The organism is Sphingobacterium puteale, assembly GCF_003627955.1.
In the GTDB taxonomy this organism is placed as follows: domain Bacteria; phylum Bacteroidota; class Bacteroidia; order Sphingobacteriales; family Sphingobacteriaceae; genus Sphingobacterium; species Sphingobacterium puteale.
On the sequence record NZ_RBWS01000008.1, the window covers coordinates 380,082 to 395,565 of the forward strand.

Consider the following 15,484-nt stretch of genomic DNA (forward strand, 5'->3'; position numbering starts at 1 on the left):
TGACAAACAAGAGCTGTGATATATTTATGTTATCACAGCTCTTGTTTTTTATTTCTTAATTGAAAATTTAAAGTGTGTCTCTGAATCAAACGATTCACCGGCCTTTAAAAGTGTCGAGGGAAATTCTACCTGATTGGGGCTGTCAGGAAAATGTTGTGTCTCCAGGCAGAATCCGGCATAAGGCAGATATTTGTACCCTCTTTTGCCGATATCATTTCCTGTCATCCAATTTCCGGTATACAGTTGTACCCCGGGCTCGGTAGTGAATACATCCAGCTGAATGCCTGTGTTTTTTGAGTAAGCTGTTGCGCAGGGCTGGGAGATTGGTTTATTATTGACATAACAATGGTCATAGCCCTTGGCTGCAATGAGCTGCTCATCATTTTCTGTGATGTCCTGAACAATTTTTTTAGGGGTTCTGAAGTCAAAAGGCGTCCCTTCTACTGGTACGACCGCATTGGGTACTTGATTCTCATCCACAAACAGCACTTCATCTGAATTTATTTGAAGTACTTGTTGCAATACATCTCCGCTTCCCTCTCCATCAAGATTGAAATAGGTATGATTTGTTAAATTAATATGCGTGTCAGCATCGGACTGTGCGTGGTATTTGATAATGATTTCGTTGTTTCTCGTTAGGGTGTAGGAAACCATTATTTTTAAATTTCCCGGGAAGCCCTCCTCGCCATCTTTAGAAACATAATAAAATTCTACATGAGACTGATAGGTTACTCTACGGTCCCAAACTTTATCATGGAAGCCCGATATTCCACCATGCAGACAATTTGTGCCATTGTTCTGGGGAAGAGTATACTGTTTCCCGTCTATTTCAAATTTGCCGTTTGCGATGCGGTTTGCAAATCGGCCAGCAGTACAGCCATGGTATTTTTCATCGGATTCCAGATAACCCTGAATAGAATCAAAGCCTAGAGCAACATCAACTAGGTTGCCTTTGTTGTCGGGGACTAGGATACTGACAATACGGGCGCCGTAATCCGTTAAAAGCACCTGCATACCGCCCTCATTTTTTAATAAAAGTAAATGGGTGTTTTTCCCCTCAATATTGGTTTCAAAATGTTTTGGAATAAGTGATTGATATCTAGTCATGATTGTTCCTATTGGTATTGATAGTTAAAGATACATATAAGTAGTGAGATATGAGAATTGAGAAGGGAGACTCCGGTTAGGCTGTTTTTTCGGGTTGATCTAATAGGTGCCTGAATTTTTATTTTTTATATATTTGCGCTATGTCTGAAAAAATGAACTGGAAAGATTTGCTTTCTGCAAAACGCTGGGGCTATGAAGATAGAACAGCTGACAGCTACCTTGTGGCTCGGTCGGAATTTCAACGGGATTATGACCGGTTGATCTTTTCTTCCCCATTTCGAAGATTACAGAATAAAACGCAGGTTTTTCCGCTTCCGGGAGCTGTTTTCGTGCACAATAGGCTAACGCATAGCTTGGAGGTTGCCAGCGTAGGTCGGTCACTTGGCCGTATGTTTTATGCGCAGTTAAAGGAGGAAAATTCCAATATAGATACCGAATACCCGTTTCTGCAGGAAGTCGGAAATATTATTTCGGCAGCCTGTCTATCTCATGATTTAGGTAATCCAGCATTTGGCCATTCGGGGGAGTCTGCGATATCCACCTACTTCACGGATGGGGAAGGGCGTAAGTATCAGGAACAAGTGACTGCCGAAGAATGGGCAGATCTGACACATTTTGAAGGCAATGCCAATGCTCTCCGGATTCTGACCCACGCTTTTCAGGGAAAAGACCCTAAAGGATTTGCACTGACATATACATCCTTGGCATCTATTGTAAAATATCCTTGTTTAGCGATAGATGGCCATGTCAAAAAAAGCCATCACCGCAAAAAGTATGGATTTTTTACAGAAGAGCAAAAAGCATTCGAGAAAGTAGCCAATGAATTGGGGCTGTTAAGGGATCCTTCAAACCCCAAAGGGTATTTACGGCACCCTTTGGTGTACCTGGTCGAGGCGGCTGACGATATCTGTTACAATATCATTGATCTGGAGGATGCACATCATTTAAAAATACTATCCTACCAAGAGGTCGAGGAACTTTTGTTGCCGTTATGTGGTTCCGAAAATCTTCGTGACCGATTGGATGGTTTGCTGGATACACCGAGCCGTGTGGCGCTATTGCGGGCTAAGGCAATTAACACCTTGATCAAGGGTTGTGTGGATGTGTTTGTACGTGAACAGGAACAGTTTTTGTCAGGGACTTTCTCCTCTGCATTGATGGATGCGCTGGATGAAAATATTGTCAAGCAAATGAATAAGATCTCGAAAATTTCCATAGCGAAGATCTATAATGCGCCTACCGTAGTCCAGATTGAGATCGCCGGTTATCGTGTCATGGATGCTCTGTTAAAGGAGTTTGTGCCTGCATACCTCAAAAAGAACAAAAATAACTACGATAAAAAATTAGTTGCACTGATTCCGGAGCAATTTTATACTGACAAGCAGGATTCCTATTCCAAAATCCGCTGTGTACTGGATTTTGTTTCTGGTATGACTGATGTATATGCCATTGAACTCTATCGTAAGATTAAAGGAATAACAATTCCGAGTATCGAATAAGTTTGCGAACAATTTATTTTGTTAGCGAGTGATCCCAGTAATCGAATTATTAAGATCATGCTTACTTTTGTAAGTTATCTTGTCAAAACAAAAATGAAAGGGCTTGATAAGCCAAGGGCTTGTATAGGTAGTGTCTCAAATCTCAATACTCAAATCTCAAAACGTTAAAATGAAAGTTGTAATAGCTGAAAAGCCCTCTGTGGCACGTGATCTGGCCCGTGTCATGGGAGCGAAGGAAGTCAAAGATGGCTATATCGCCGGAAACGGCTATGCCTTTACTTATGCTTTTGGTCATTTGGTTCAATTATGCACGCCTCAGGCTTACGGTTATAATAGCTGGACCATTTCCAATCTTCCTATTATACCTGCAAATTTTAAACTTGAATCGAAAAAAGTTAAGCGGGATGGAAAGCAGATGGATGACGCAGGTGCGGTCAAACAGCTGAATACGATAAAATCGCTGTTAGAGCAGGCGGAAGAGATTATTGTGGCAACGGATGCGGGGCGTGAGGGGGAGTTAATCTTTCGTAATATCTATTACTTTTTGGGTTCGAAGGTGCCGTTTAAACGACTGTGGATTTCGAGTCAGACGGATAAAGCCATCAAAGAGGGCTTTGCAAATTTAAAAGCGGGAACAGAATACGATAGTTTATACATGTCTGCCCGTTCAAGATCAGAGTCAGATTGGCTGATCGGGATCAATGCTACACAGGCGATCACCTTGGCAGCAGGCAACAAAGGGCTTCTTTCTTTGGGAAGAGTTCAGACGCCAACCTTGGCGATGATCTGCTCACGTTACCTGGAAAATAAAGATTTTAAGCCGCAGGCATTTTATAAAATACAGGCCGGCTTCGAAAAAGATAATATCAGTTTTAAAGCTACTTCAAACAAAATAGATAAAAAAGATGTTGCCGAACAGACCATCGCCCGATTGACTGTTGGTGCAAATGCACGCGTTGCTAAGGTTGAAGCTAAAGAGACAAAGGAGCAGCCCCCTTTACTCTTTGACTTGACTTCCCTGCAACAGGATGCGAACAAAAAATATGGTTACTCAGCCGACCAGACGCTGAGTATCGCGCAGACACTTTACGAGAAAAAGGTCATTACCTATCCCCGTACGGGATCCCGTTATATCGGTGAGGATGTTTTCGAACATATCGAGGAGCTTTTTCAGCACCTCTCGGATCATGCGGAGGAATCTATTGCTTCCATCGCGAAGAATTTAATCGGGACAAAGTTAAATAAGCGTTCTGTAGATGACAAAAAGGTAACCGATCACCATGCGCTGTTGGTAACTGATGAGAAACCGGGGCACATGTTGAAAGAACAGCAGAATATTTACAACATGATTGCCAAGCGTATGGTCGAGAGTTTCTCTGAAGTCTGTATCAAGGATATCACCACAGTCACCATAGACGCACAGGGAGTCGAGCTGATCGCAAAGGGAACGGTCATCAAACAGTACGGCTGGCGCCTTTCTGCCGAGCAGATAGAAGCTCCGGATGAGGATAAGAACACCGATGACCAAGACAATGAGAATGCGCAGTTACCTAAATTGCTGGCGGAGGAATTACTGCAAATATTGACATTGGAACTTGCCGAGCGTTTTACCAAGGCACGTCCGATTCATACTGAAGCTTCACTCTTAAAAGCAATGGAAACTTCAGGTAAAGAAATTGAGGATGATGAAATGCGTCAAGCGATGAAAGACTGTGGACTGGGAACACCAGCTACCCGTGCGGCAACGATAGAAACGCTTTTTCAACGGGATTATATTAAACGGGATAAGAAAAAATTGATTCCAACAGAAAAGGGGCTAGCTGTGTATAATCTTGTCAAAGATCGCTCGATCGCCAAAGTAACACTCACGGGAAAATGGGAGCAGAAGCTGGAAGAAATGCGGGCCAATAAGGTTTCTTATGATGTTTTTATGAAACATATTAAGGACTACACGGCGAAAATTACGAAAGAGTTATTGACATTGCGTATTTCATTGGCGCAAGAGGAAGTCAAACCACAGCAAAAGGGGAAAATCAAATGTCCTAAATGTGAGAAGGGCTTAATCCTGCTCTATGATCGGGTGGCACAATGTGATCACTATGCCCGCGGTTGTGATTTTAAGATCTGGCGAACATTGAACGGTATTTTTCTGGAGGAAAAGGAGATGAAGAATCTGTTGGAAAAAGGGAAGACCTCGGAATTTAAAGGTGTTAAAAATAGTGAGGGTGCCATCGTAAATGCTCCCCTTGTATTTGAAAACTTTAAAGTAAACGTGGGATAGCTAAATCTATCCCACGTTGAGCACTGGATATATTTATTCTTTAGCTAAAATTTCTTCTAAAGCAGTTGAAATCGTAGGAAACTTAAATTCAAATCCATTATTTTCTAATTTTTCCGGTACCACCCAACGACTTTTCAAGAGCAGCTCGGTTTCCGTCCCAATCAATAAAGCACCTATTTCCAACAGCCATTTCGGTGAGGGGAGCCCAATTTTTCGATGCATGATGCTTCGAAAAGTCTCCATAAAGGTCTTATTCGTAATCGGATGGGGGGCAGCACAATTTATGACGCCATCTATTTCATGATGTTTTTGTATAAATAAGATAATCTGGAATAGATCTTCGATATGTATCCAGCTAAAATATTGATTACCATTGCCTTGTATTCCGCCTAAACCGAAGCGAACAAGATTTTTAAAAGGTTGTATAACACCACCGTCAGCGCCTAGGACAATAGCCATCCGAAGAGCCACCTGTCTGGTTCGGGGTAAGTGGAAATCGAAAAATGTCTTCTCCCATTTCTTTGCGACCTCGACAGAAAATCCCGTTCCGATCTCACCGCTGCTTTCGGTCATTGGACGATCGGCTGCATGGCGGTAGATTGTTGCAGTGCTTGCATTTAACCAAAGAATAGGAGGATGGCTGCAATTTTCAATTGCCTTACCTAAAATACTTGTGGTCTCTGTTCTTGAAGAAAATATTTGCGCTTTGTTGCTGGCATTGTAGCGACAATTGACGGATTTGCCCGCGAGATTGATCAACATTTCAGCGTGTTCAAGTGCGGCCGAAATGCCAACCGTATCGGTCCAGGGCATATTTCCTTTCTGTCGACCAACGAGGATCACCTGATATCCCATTTTTTGGAATTTTTTGGAAAGATATTGTCCGACAAAACCTGTTCCACCTGCAATAACTATTTTAGGCATGATAATACCGTTTTTAGAGATCTATTTTACTCGTTAATTGTTGCTGGCATATTTCTTCTTTGTTTTGCGATTCTTTTGCCCCGGAAGAATAGAAACATATTCAGAAAAAGCATGACACCTAAATAAATGCTGAATCCACCGATTTTATAACTAAGCCGCTCAATGAGCTCCTGTACACTGGGCTTATACAAGCTGATCTCCAGAATATACAATGCAAATCCCAGATTCATGAGATAGAAACCAATCCGGAAAAGATTGTTTGTCGCATTGGCGACTTCCGGTCGCCCCGCAAAAATATCATTCATGTACACGATGCTATTTTTGAAAAGCACATATGCAACGTAATAGGTTAATGCGATTGCAATAGGTAAATAAATAAAATACCCGATAACTGTTAAATTTCCCATGATATTATGATTTAATGGTGAATGAATTTGTCTTTTTTGCGAAGAAATAAATACCGAGCATATTGAAGTAATGCATACCGACAAGTACAAATAACAATGTCCCGGTTTTTAATGCAATACTGCTGAGTAGATCTTCGAATGTTTGGATTTGCTTCCAGTAACTGAATTGGATGACGGCATAACCAATATTGAGCAAGTAATATCCCATAAGCAATAAGTTGTTTGTTGTGTCTGTTAGTGCCATGTTGTTTTTGAACAACGAAAGAATAAAAATCCGACCATTTGTGTGAAACAACCGACCTACCCAAAGGATAATGTAACAGGTTAGCAAACCATATATCGCGTATGCAAGGATATTAAAGTTCATCAGATTACATCATTAGTTTGATCAATTTTAGTAACAGATCCCCGCCGCTAGAATTGAATAATTTGTTTGCGATGGCTTCGAGTTGATCCGTTAATACTTGGATATCTTTTACTGTCTTATGAAACTCCTTGCCTTCTGACGTTTTATCTTTCTCGGTATTTTTGCTGATTTCTCTGAGAATATCCATGACCGGATCAAGTTCCTTTTGTTTGCGCATAACAGCAATTTTCATCGCCCATTTTAGTACGTCTTTCTCCGCAACGAAATATTCCTTTCGGTCCCCTGCAATATGTTTTTTGTAAACAATGCCATAATCGACCAATTGACGGATACTCATGTTGGCATTACCTCTGGAGATAACCAGCTTTTCCATGATTTCATCTGTAGACATGGGATTGCTCGCAGAAAGGAGTAATGCATGGACCTGAGCAACGGATTTGTTGATCCCCCATTCGGAACCCAACGCGCCCCAAGTATCTATAAATTGCTGTTTTGCTTCTTGTAATTCCATCTTCATTTTTATTTCTTACTCAAATTTATATATAGTTTTTTGAATTTTCAAAAATTTCTGAAAATAAAATAAATTCAATAAACAAGTCACCATATCGTAATAAGGTTTTCCTTTTCTTGTGTCCTTTTTGATTTGTATTAACTTTGCTGGCATTATGGCAACAACTTTGTATAATCCATTCAAACAATTTCAGTTTGATCCGGCTATCTGTTTTTTAACAGGTAATAAACTTCAGTATGAGGAGGAGAGTATCCATGTCTTTCCAGTCTGGATGATGAAATCTTTTCAATTGGAAGATAAGCCGTTCAAAATGCTAGATGAGAATTTAGTAACCTATAAGTCCTTAAAACTTCCATGTTCTATCCTTGCTGCTGAAGCAATAGAGCAGATGGAACGTGCCGTTGAGCAATCATTCGAGCAGGGCTATGAAGCGGTCCGCCAATTAGATCCTTTGCTACTTTTTCAATGGATGACAAAAATCATCTATGGCGTTGTCTATAACGAAATTCTCGCTGGAATCCGTCAACAGAAAGCTTCAGGTGAAGACATGAACTTTTCGCAGGCTTTGGCACAGCGTTTTACAAACCTGCATGCCATGTTGCAGTCGTTGATTGTTCCAATGGAATTTGAAAATACATTTCCATTTTCCCTTGTTGTTGTGCCCGTAGAAAATGCACCGGATACCTTTATGTATCGCGATGAAATAAATACCTTGATTTTTTCGATTCGAATGAAAGATTTTGCGCTCATTGCTTGCCTTCAGGATAATGCGACAAACAATATCTATCACGAAGACGTATTGAAAGTGATTGCTGGCAAAAAGCTTCACCCTATACAGTTTGAAGAATTATGTGCCCGCTTTTTCTATTCAGCCTATTTATTCAACCGTTTACCCGATTATACCTATTTAAATACGCCGCAGAAAGTTTATGTTGAACCCATGCCTTTAGCGGATATGTCTATGAAACCTATATTTGATCATTGGCAGAACAAGACCTATGGTCAGGTACTGGAAAATTTCTGGAAGCCTTGGGGGTTGACCTTATTTGAAATTATTAAAAATCCAGAACAACCAATTAGCTTTTTGTTGGATGATCAAGGTGCTTTTATCGGGGATGTTGATATGCCCCTTAATTAAATCTGAAGAGAGTAGTGTAATAAGTTGTTCCAAATACACGTTAAAATGGTATGATTATGGATAGGATCAGGTATGTATTCACCAAATTTTAAAATGACTGTTTTATCAGTCCTATTTTTTATTGTTTGTTTGACCTCAAAGGCACAGACTGGTGTTGTTCGTTACATTCCCACAGATAGTCTAGTTCAAAATGTGGATGATTTTCCTTACTTTAAGGGCGGAATAACGGCATGGTCGAGGTTCTTGCAAAATAACCTCGATTTGACACGAACTGTCGGAGCTATGGATAGTATTGCTTACATAAAGTATGGCTCCAAACAAACAGCGATTCTTAATTTTATCGTTTGTGAGGATGGAGCAATTTGTAATATCGAAATTGAGAATCCAGAAAAGATAAGTCCTGAATTTGCTAAAGCAGTACTGGCCACTATGCGCAAATCACCGCAATGGATGCCAGCTTTAGTCAAAGGAAAGCCGGTCAAAACAAGATTTAGGCAACCTGTAGTTGCTGTTATTGAATAAATAAATACAAGCTGCAATCTGAAAATTTAACCATTTATTCGCATAGTATGTCATTTTGGGATAAAGTCAAAAAAATCATGAGTGGGGAAGAGGATGAATCCTCCACTGAAAAGAAAGATGTTGAAATTACCGCCGGGGGTTCGACTGTGTATCGTTATGAAAATCAACCTGAGGAAAAAGATCCAAAAGACCTGTTCCCCGAGGTGCAATGTGTTTATTTGGAAGAGATTGAAGATCATTTAGCAAAATATATCGCTGAGCCAGATTTGGTTTTTCACGAAATTATATCGGAGTTGGTGCATATTGATGTGCATTGGATCAAACCTAGCGCGAATTACCCGTACAATATCTTGGTGACATCCGGCATGAGTGACCTGCCGATGAATGTTCCGGAGGAAATAGATGATAAGCAAGCTTATGAACGCGCCGAATTGATGGTTGTACTTCCTGCGGACTGGAAGATAGGCGAGGAGGAATTTCAGGATGATAACAATTACTGGCCGGTCTATTTTTTGAAAAGACTGGCGCGTTTTCCGCACGAGTATAAAACCTGGTTAGGTTATGGGCACACGATTCCTAATGGAATGGAAGCTGAAGAAATAGCAAATACCGGTTTTGGTTGTATGCTCTTATTGCCTCCCATGTTGAGTTTTGATGAGGAATTTTTGGAACTTCAAACGAAAGATGGTAATGTCATCAATTTCTATGCGATGATTCCGGTCTACAAGGAAGAGATGGATTTCAAACTGGAAGAAGGAACAGATGCTTTATTGGATCGTTTTGACGAATATGGAATATCAGAACTGGTCGACATAGATCGTCCAAATGTTTGTAGGAACTAGCGATCTAAGGCTTTCCTTTCAAAAATGCAGTATTGTCAGGAGATAATCCTCGGCAATACTGCATTTTTGTATTAAAGACTGTCGTTGATGATCGCCATTGTTTTGTCAATATCTTCCGTGCTGACATTTAGATGTGGCCTGAAGCGGATGCTTTTCTCGCCACAGCCCAAAATGATCAATTTATTGGTATAAGCACGTTTGATAAATTCGCTACGGGAGTCTGCAGTATCAAAATCCAAGGCAACAAACAAACCTTCCCCTCTTAAGTTACTGAGCTGCGGTCTATTTTTCATAACTTCCTGTAGCTTGCTTTTAAGGTAAGTTCCTTTTTCGGTGGCATTGGCCAATAGATTTTCCTGTTCGATGACTTCTAGAATTAATTTGAAACGCAACATGTCTATAAAATCTCCGCCGAAGGTTGAGTTGATCCGGCTGGATTCTTTGAATACATGATGCTCAACCTGATCAAATTTTTCCTTATTCGCCAATATCCCGCAGACTTGAGCCTTCTTGCCAAAAGCCAGGACATCAGGTATAATCCCATAATGTTGATAAGCCCACATTTTTCCGGTAATACCCAGCCCTGTTTGTACTTCATCGAAAATCAGGAGAATTTCATTATTGTCGCAGATCTGGCGCAGTTGCTGGAAAAATTCTTTCCGAAAATGATTGTCTCCACCCTCGCCCTGTATTGGTTCAATGATGATGCAGGCAATATCGTTGGGATTGTCGTGGATGGCATGATTGATTTCTGCGATTGCCTTCTCTTCCACGTTTATTGTTTGGCTGATATTTTCCGTCGTTAATGGATACGTTAATTTGGGGTTTACAATACGCGGCCAATTGAACTTTGGAAAATACATATACTTTCGGGGATCCTGCGTATTTGTTAAGGAGAGCGTATAGCCCGATCTACCATGAAAAGCCTGTTTAAAATGGATGACCTGACTCGCTTCTTTTTGTATGCCCTGAGCGAAATTAAGTCTTGTTTTCCAATCAAAGGCTGCTTTCAGTGCGTTTTCCACGGCCAGTGCTCCACCGGAAATAAAAAATGCATAAGGGAGTTCTTTTGGTATTGCCACACGGTCGAAGGTATCCACAAAATCTGCGAATTCTTTGGGGTAAATGTCCGATATAGCAGGCTTGTTGACTGCCATCTTGCCCAGAAACTCACGATGCTTGACCAGATGGGGATGGTTATAGCCAACAGCCATAGAGGCAAACATGCTAAACATATCCAGGTATTCGTCCCCATTTTCATCGACAACATAAGAGCCGTGTGATTTTTCCATATCCATGACCAGTGGAAACCCGTCTGCCAATATATGTTTACTTAGTCTTTCATGTACGTTGCTCATAATTTCGAATCTGAATGGTTTATAAATCAAATTTTATACCTTGTGCCAATGGTAAGTCTGTTGTGTAATTAATGGTATTTGTCTGGCGACGCATATATGCTTTCCATGCATCGGAACCGGATTCTCTACCTCCCCCAGTATCTTTTTCTCCGCCGAAGGCCCCACCGATTTCTGCACCTGAGGTACCGATATTGACGTTTGCTATACCACAATCCGATCCGGCAGCACTAAGAAATAGTTCGGCTTCTCTCAGATTGTTTGTCATCACAGCTGAGGACAGGCCTTGGCTGACGCCATTTTGCAAGGCGATAGCATTGCCGATGTCGCCTTGATACTTTATCAAATATAGAATGGGAGCGAAAGTTTCGTGTTGTACGATCTCATAATGATTTTCGACTTCGGCGATAACGGGCTGTACATAGCAACCACTTTCGTAACCTTTGCCCTCTAGTACTTTTCCTTTGATAAGAAGTTTCCCTCCTTGTGTTTTAATTTTGTCTAGTGCGTTTAAGTATGATTTTACGGCGGCTTTATCAATCAATGGTCCTACATGATTTTTTGTATCCAATGGGTCGCCAATTTTTAATTGACCATAAGCTTTTGTCAGTTGTTTCTTTACTTTGTCGTAGATACTCTCATGGATAATCAGTCGTCGTGTGCTAGTACAGCGTTGTCCTGCTGTTCCCACGGCTCCAAATACAGCACCGATGATTGTCATGTTGAGATCCGCATCTGGGGTAACAATAATCGCATTGTTGCCACCAAGTTCCAGTAGCGTTTTGCCCAGCCGTTGTGCGACGGTAACAGCAACTTCTTTTCCCATCCGTGTCGATCCCGTTGCTGAAATTAAAGCGATACGGTTATCAGCAGCAAGCCATTCACCGACTTCTTTGTCACCTATGACCAAGTTGGAGATGCCCTCAGGTAATCCATTGTCATGGAGGATTTCTGATAATAGTTTTTGGCAGGCAATGGCACATAATGGCGTTTTCTCGCTAGGTTTCCATATGACTGTGTTTCCGCAAACCAAAGCGATGGCCGTATTCCATGCCCACACAGCTACGGGGAAATTAAAGGCGGTAATAATACCGACGACGCCCAGTGGATGATATTGGTCATACATGCGATGGCCAGGACGTTCGGAATGAATAGTATTTCCGTAGAGCTGTCTTGATAAACCAAGGGCAAAATCACAAATGTCGATCATTTCTTGTACTTCCCCCATACCTTCCTGGTAAGATTTACCCATTTCATAGGAGACTAATTTTCCGAGGGTCGGTTTCAATTCTCGTAATTTATCACCTAATTGACGGATAATGTCTCCTCTTTTTGGAGCGGGGATAAGTCGCCACGCTTTGAATGCGTTTTGGGCATCACCGATGATTGTCTCATAATCCTTCTGGCTGCTACCTGACACTTTTGCAATGAGTTTTCCATCTACAGGAGATAGGGATTCGAATACCTCACCACCAGAAAACCACTTTTGGCCTGTTGACGAGCCTAAATTCTGGGATGTTATGCCGAGTATTTTAAGTTCTTTTTCTATCATAATGGTTTATTTTATTCGTGGGGTATGTTAAATATAGGGAATAAAATTCTGTTAAACAAGTCATGTGTGAATATTGTTCAGTTTGAAAATATTTTATTATCTTAGAGAAGCTAATGTAGACTATACGATTATGAAACAAATAAATGTTGATTATTTTCAGGTAGATGACCTTTTATCGGAGGAGCACAAGCTTGTCCGTCGTGCTGTTCGGGATTTTGTTCGGTCAGAGATAAAGCCATTCATAGAAGATGCAGCACAGGCATATCAGGCCATAGAAGGGTTGATGCCCAAACTTGGTGCAATAGGTGCTTTAGGTCCTTATATTCCAGTGGAATATGGTGGCGCTGGATTAGATCAGATTTCTTATGGTTTGATTATGCAGGAACTGGAGGCCGGTGATTCTGCGGTTCGTTCTGCGGCTTCGGTGCAATCTTCTTTGGTGATGTATCCGATATATACCTATGGTAGCGAGGAGCAACGCCGTAAATATTTGCCGGGACTTGCTTCCGGGGAACTTGTGGGCTCTTTTGGTTTAACCGAACCGAATCACGGTTCTGATCCCGGAGGGATGGAAACACGGTTGACAGCGAGTAATGGTGGTTTCTTATTGAACGGTGCTAAGATGTGGATTACAAACTCGCCAGTATGTGATCTTGCTGTAGTGTGGGCACGTGATGAGGCTGGAAAAGTACGAGGGGTAATTGTTGAACGTGGGATGGATGGTTTTGAAACACCGGAGACATTACATAAGTGGTCTTTACGAGCTTCTAAAACTGGCGAGTTGGTTTTTCATGATGTCTTTATTCCCGCTGAAAATGTATTGCCTGAGGTAAACTCAATGCGTGGGCCGCTGTCTTGTTTGAATTCTGCACGGTATGGAATATCTTGGGGCGTGATAGGTGCGGCGATCGACTGTTATGAAACGGCTGTTCAATATGCTCTGGAGCGTCAACAATTTGACAGACCAATTGGTGGGTTTCAGTTGCAACAGAAAAAATTGGCTGAATTTCTGACAGAAATTACGAAAGCCCAGTTATTGTCTTGGCGTTTGGGGATTTTAAAGAATGAAGGGAAAGCATCGCCGCAGCAAATTTCGATGGCCAAACGGAATAATGTGCATATGGCTTTACAGATTGCGCGTGAATCTCGGCAGGTTTTGGGAGGAATGGGCATTGTCGGAGATTTTCCAATTATGCGACATATGATGAATCTTGAGTCGGTTATTACATATGAAGGAACTCACGATATCCATTTATTGATTACTGGTCAGGATATCACAGGGCTTAATGCATTTTCTTCTTAATTCTGTTTATATCTTAAATTCTATTTGGGATACTATTCAAAGCTATTTGCGGAGGTCGCATACTTTTTGCGGCGTCCGCATTTTGCTTTTTATGGGAAGTAATCTGCTCAATTTATTTTTTGATCCGTAGTTTTTGGATACTTTTGCGTCAAAAAACTGCGTTTCAAGCGAGTTAGTTCGCGTGTTTAGCGTTTTTTGACGCTGCGGTTCGTTTTTTGGCCACCCCTGAATTAGGTCTAAATCGGGCTTTGAAGGTGTCTGAGTGCAGATTTGGGCGATGTAAGCCCGGATTGCAAACCTGCTGTTTCCATGCTAGGACCTGGACTTAAGGCGGACTCACCGCGAATACAGCATAGACAGGTATCAAAGTAGTCCCGACTGAAATACACCCGACTGCCGGGGGCTATTCTCGGTGCAGGGGGGCGGCCCCGAAACAGAATGCTTTTGCCTGCAGGGATACCAATTCTGGTATTTTTTAAAGATAGTTCCAATATTAAAATAACAGTAACCTAAGGTTAGGTTAGCATTTAGTTAGGTTTAGTTTAGCTAAAACCTAAACAAAACCTAAGTAATACCTAAACTAAACCTAAACAAACCCTGACTAAACATCGGATTTGTCCTTACCTTGATAACCACTGTTTGCGGGCTGTTTTTCTACGGTCATGTTTTTTTTGCTGTGGTTTTTAGGTCTGTCTATCCGCCGCCTTTCCGTCATCCCTACTGGTAGATCCGGCCCCTCGGATTTTTTCTTCTGTTCCGTGGGATTATTTTTCTGGGGTTTGCTGTGTTCTGTGCGCATACCGTCTTTCCATTCCTACTGCGGCGTATTGGTGGAGAACCCCTGCGGATGTGGATGCTGTTTTTGCGCGCTTTTCCACAATCTAGCCGCTCCCTTTCCATTCCCTTTCCACCGCGTTTCCGAGCATAATTGGCCTTTCCACTCATTCTCCGGCCTTTTAGCGCTATCCGCGCGCGCTTCCCTGTTCTCTTTCCACCACAGCCCCACGTATAACCCGCCTTTTTCGTCCCTCGACGCCCCCCAGGATGCTGTTTCACAAAAAGAATCTTGCACCGTTACAGCCAGTTAGCGGCAAAATGAAAATAATAAAAACAAAAGTCTTGGAAGTTTGCCCGAAAACTCCCTATCTTTGCACCAATCCGCAAGGGAGGGACGGTTACTTCGAAAGAAGGAACCATGAAAAAAAGAAGGGTTTAAGAGGGTTCGGCAGGATTTAAAATCCCGCTGAGTTTATTTTAAACGCGGAAATCGGAAAAAAGGAAAAGAAAAAAATCAAAAAATTTTTTGGAAGTCCGGAAAAGATTTCTACCTTTGCAGTCCCAACGGAAACGGAGGGAAACAAAAAAAGATAAAGAGGGGCTGGTGCCCATCGGAATATAGCGGATACGGAAGTTGAAGCGAGAGAAGTTCTTTAAGAAAACACAATCATGTAAGCGTGACGGGTAGACAGACGAAAGTCGAAAGTCATGAACAAATTCAAGAATAGTTCAATTCGGTCCAAGATCAGAGATATAAAAAAAGAATTCTGATTATTATAAATAGTTGGAATCAAAAACTTCATTTTACAATGGAGAGTTTGATCCTGGCTCAGGATGAACGCTAGCGGCAGGCCTAATACATGCAAGTCGGACGGGATTTAACTTAAAGCTTGCTTTAA

15 protein-coding genes and 1 rRNA gene are annotated in these 15,484 nt (G+C 41.6%); 7 read left to right on the top strand and 9 right to left on the bottom strand.

The annotated features are described in order from the left end of the window. Positions 1-48 precede the first annotated feature (48 nt). Complete coding sequence (locus D7322_RS12495) at positions 49-1,107, bottom strand: aldose epimerase family protein (RefSeq protein WP_121124525.1); 1,059 nt, start codon at positions 1,105-1,107, stop codon at positions 49-51. A 140-nt stretch (positions 1,108-1,247) separates the two neighbouring features. Here D7322_RS12495 and D7322_RS12500 point away from each other — a divergent pair, with 140 nt between their 5' ends. After that, positions 1,248-2,606: a deoxyguanosinetriphosphate triphosphohydrolase gene (locus D7322_RS12500; protein WP_121124526.1), complete on the top strand. Its 1,359-nt coding sequence runs from the start codon at positions 1,248-1,250 to the stop codon at positions 2,604-2,606. A gap of 169 nt (positions 2,607-2,775) precedes the next feature. Further along, positions 2,776-4,887, top strand: a complete 2,112-nt coding sequence (locus D7322_RS12505; protein WP_121124527.1) for a type IA DNA topoisomerase — start codon at positions 2,776-2,778, stop codon at positions 4,885-4,887. A gap of 33 nt (positions 4,888-4,920) precedes the next feature. Here the strand turns inward: D7322_RS12505 and D7322_RS12510 are convergent, their stop codons facing one another. Genes D7322_RS12510 through D7322_RS12525 form a run of 4 tightly spaced genes read right to left on the bottom strand, consistent with a single transcriptional unit; the run spans position 4,921 to position 7,096 of the window. After that, a complete protein-coding gene (locus D7322_RS12510; protein WP_245971331.1) occupies positions 4,921-5,811 on the bottom strand; it encodes a TIGR01777 family oxidoreductase in 891 nt (296 codons plus the stop codon). 26 nt (positions 5,812-5,837) lie between these two features. Next, positions 5,838-6,218: a hypothetical protein gene (locus D7322_RS12515; protein WP_121124529.1), complete on the bottom strand. Its 381-nt coding sequence runs from the start codon at positions 6,216-6,218 to the stop codon at positions 5,838-5,840. Positions 6,219-6,222: 4 nt separating this feature from the next. Further along, entirely contained in the window at positions 6,223-6,585 is a 363-nt protein-coding gene (locus D7322_RS12520) for a hypothetical protein (protein WP_121124530.1), read from the bottom strand. 4 nt (positions 6,586-6,589) lie between these two features. Continuing rightward, positions 6,590-7,096 carry a GbsR/MarR family transcriptional regulator gene (locus D7322_RS12525; protein WP_121124556.1) on the bottom strand — a complete coding sequence of 169 codons (507 nt, stop codon included), beginning with the start codon at positions 7,094-7,096 and terminating at the stop codon, positions 6,590-6,592. Between the two features lie 154 nt (positions 7,097-7,250). Between D7322_RS12525 and D7322_RS12530 the strand changes: the two genes are divergently transcribed. The 3 genes from D7322_RS12530 (at position 7,251) to D7322_RS12540 (ending at position 9,598) form a co-directional block, all read left to right on the top strand. Further along, positions 7,251-8,234, top strand: a complete 984-nt coding sequence (locus D7322_RS12530) for a hypothetical protein (RefSeq protein WP_121124531.1) — start codon at positions 7,251-7,253, stop codon at positions 8,232-8,234. 93 nt (positions 8,235-8,327) lie between these two features. Beyond that, positions 8,328-8,756, top strand: coding sequence for an energy transducer TonB (locus tag D7322_RS12535; RefSeq protein ID WP_183078689.1), 429 nt, complete (start codon positions 8,328-8,330; stop codon positions 8,754-8,756). A gap of 77 nt (positions 8,757-8,833) precedes the next feature. Beyond that, the gene (locus tag D7322_RS12540; RefSeq protein ID WP_220700066.1) at positions 8,834-9,598 is read left to right on the top strand and encodes a suppressor of fused domain protein; all 765 of its coding nucleotides are present in this window, start codon (positions 8,834-8,836) and stop codon (positions 9,596-9,598) included. A gap of 71 nt (positions 9,599-9,669) precedes the next feature. On the opposite strand, the gene lat is transcribed toward D7322_RS12540, so the two are convergent. Both lat and amaB read right to left on the bottom strand, forming a co-directional pair. Next, entirely contained in the window at positions 9,670-10,956 is a 1,287-nt protein-coding gene (lat, locus tag D7322_RS12545; protein ID WP_121124534.1) for an L-lysine 6-transaminase, read from the bottom strand. A 19-nt stretch (positions 10,957-10,975) separates the two neighbouring features. Then, entirely contained in the window at positions 10,976-12,505 is a 1,530-nt protein-coding gene (amaB, locus tag D7322_RS12550) for an L-piperidine-6-carboxylate dehydrogenase (protein WP_121124535.1), read from the bottom strand. 130 nt (positions 12,506-12,635) lie between these two features. On the opposite strand from amaB, the gene D7322_RS12555 reads away from it, so the two are divergent. Further along, positions 12,636-13,808: an acyl-CoA dehydrogenase family protein gene (locus D7322_RS12555; protein ID WP_121124536.1), complete on the top strand. Its 1,173-nt coding sequence runs from the start codon at positions 12,636-12,638 to the stop codon at positions 13,806-13,808. Positions 13,809-14,409: 601 nt separating this feature from the next. On the opposite strand, the gene D7322_RS12560 is transcribed toward D7322_RS12555, so the two are convergent. Further along, complete coding sequence (locus D7322_RS12560) at positions 14,410-14,607, bottom strand: hypothetical protein (protein WP_121124537.1); 198 nt, start codon at positions 14,605-14,607, stop codon at positions 14,410-14,412. Between the two features lie 15 nt (positions 14,608-14,622). Continuing rightward, positions 14,623-14,880: a hypothetical protein gene (locus tag D7322_RS12565; RefSeq protein ID WP_121124538.1), complete on the bottom strand. Its 258-nt coding sequence runs from the start codon at positions 14,878-14,880 to the stop codon at positions 14,623-14,625. 511 nt (positions 14,881-15,391) lie between these two features. Between D7322_RS12565 and D7322_RS12570 the strand changes: the two genes are divergently transcribed. After that, a 16S ribosomal RNA gene (locus D7322_RS12570) occupies positions 15,392-15,484 on the top strand; the annotation flags it as partial.

What these genes read in the sequence shown, in the direction of transcription:
- D7322_RS12500 (WP_121124526.1), top strand. Translation starts at nt 1,248, where the DNA reads ATGTCTGAAAAAATGAACTGGAAAGATTTGCTTTCTGCAAAACGCTGG.
- D7322_RS12530 (WP_121124531.1), top strand. Translation starts at nt 7,251, where the DNA reads ATGGCAACAACTTTGTATAATCCATTCAAACAATTTCAGTTTGATCCG.
- D7322_RS12540 (WP_220700066.1), top strand. Translation starts at nt 8,834, where the DNA reads ATGAGTGGGGAAGAGGATGAATCCTCCACTGAAAAGAAAGATGTTGAA.
- D7322_RS12520 (WP_121124530.1), bottom strand. Translation starts at nt 6,585, where the DNA reads ATGAACTTTAATATCCTTGCATACGCGATATATGGTTTGCTAACCTGT.
- D7322_RS12505 (WP_121124527.1), top strand. Translation starts at nt 2,776, where the DNA reads ATGAAAGTTGTAATAGCTGAAAAGCCCTCTGTGGCACGTGATCTGGCC.
- D7322_RS12510 (WP_245971331.1), bottom strand. Translation starts at nt 5,811, where the DNA reads ATGCCTAAAATAGTTATTGCAGGTGGAACAGGTTTTGTCGGACAATAT.
- D7322_RS12525 (WP_121124556.1), bottom strand. Translation starts at nt 7,096, where the DNA reads ATGGAATTACAAGAAGCAAAACAGCAATTTATAGATACTTGGGGCGCG.
- amaB (WP_121124535.1), bottom strand. Translation starts at nt 12,505, where the DNA reads ATGATAGAAAAAGAACTTAAAATACTCGGCATAACATCCCAGAATTTA.
- D7322_RS12555 (WP_121124536.1), top strand. Translation starts at nt 12,636, where the DNA reads ATGAAACAAATAAATGTTGATTATTTTCAGGTAGATGACCTTTTATCG.
- lat (WP_121124534.1), bottom strand. Translation starts at nt 10,956, where the DNA reads ATGAGCAACGTACATGAAAGACTAAGTAAACATATATTGGCAGACGGG.
- D7322_RS12560 (WP_121124537.1), bottom strand. Translation starts at nt 14,607, where the DNA reads ATGCGCACAGAACACAGCAAACCCCAGAAAAATAATCCCACGGAACAG.
- D7322_RS12515 (WP_121124529.1), bottom strand. Translation starts at nt 6,218, where the DNA reads ATGGGAAATTTAACAGTTATCGGGTATTTTATTTATTTACCTATTGCA.
- D7322_RS12535 (WP_183078689.1), top strand. Translation starts at nt 8,328, where the DNA reads ATGACTGTTTTATCAGTCCTATTTTTTATTGTTTGTTTGACCTCAAAG.
- D7322_RS12495 (WP_121124525.1), bottom strand. Translation starts at nt 1,107, where the DNA reads ATGACTAGATATCAATCACTTATTCCAAAACATTTTGAAACCAATATT.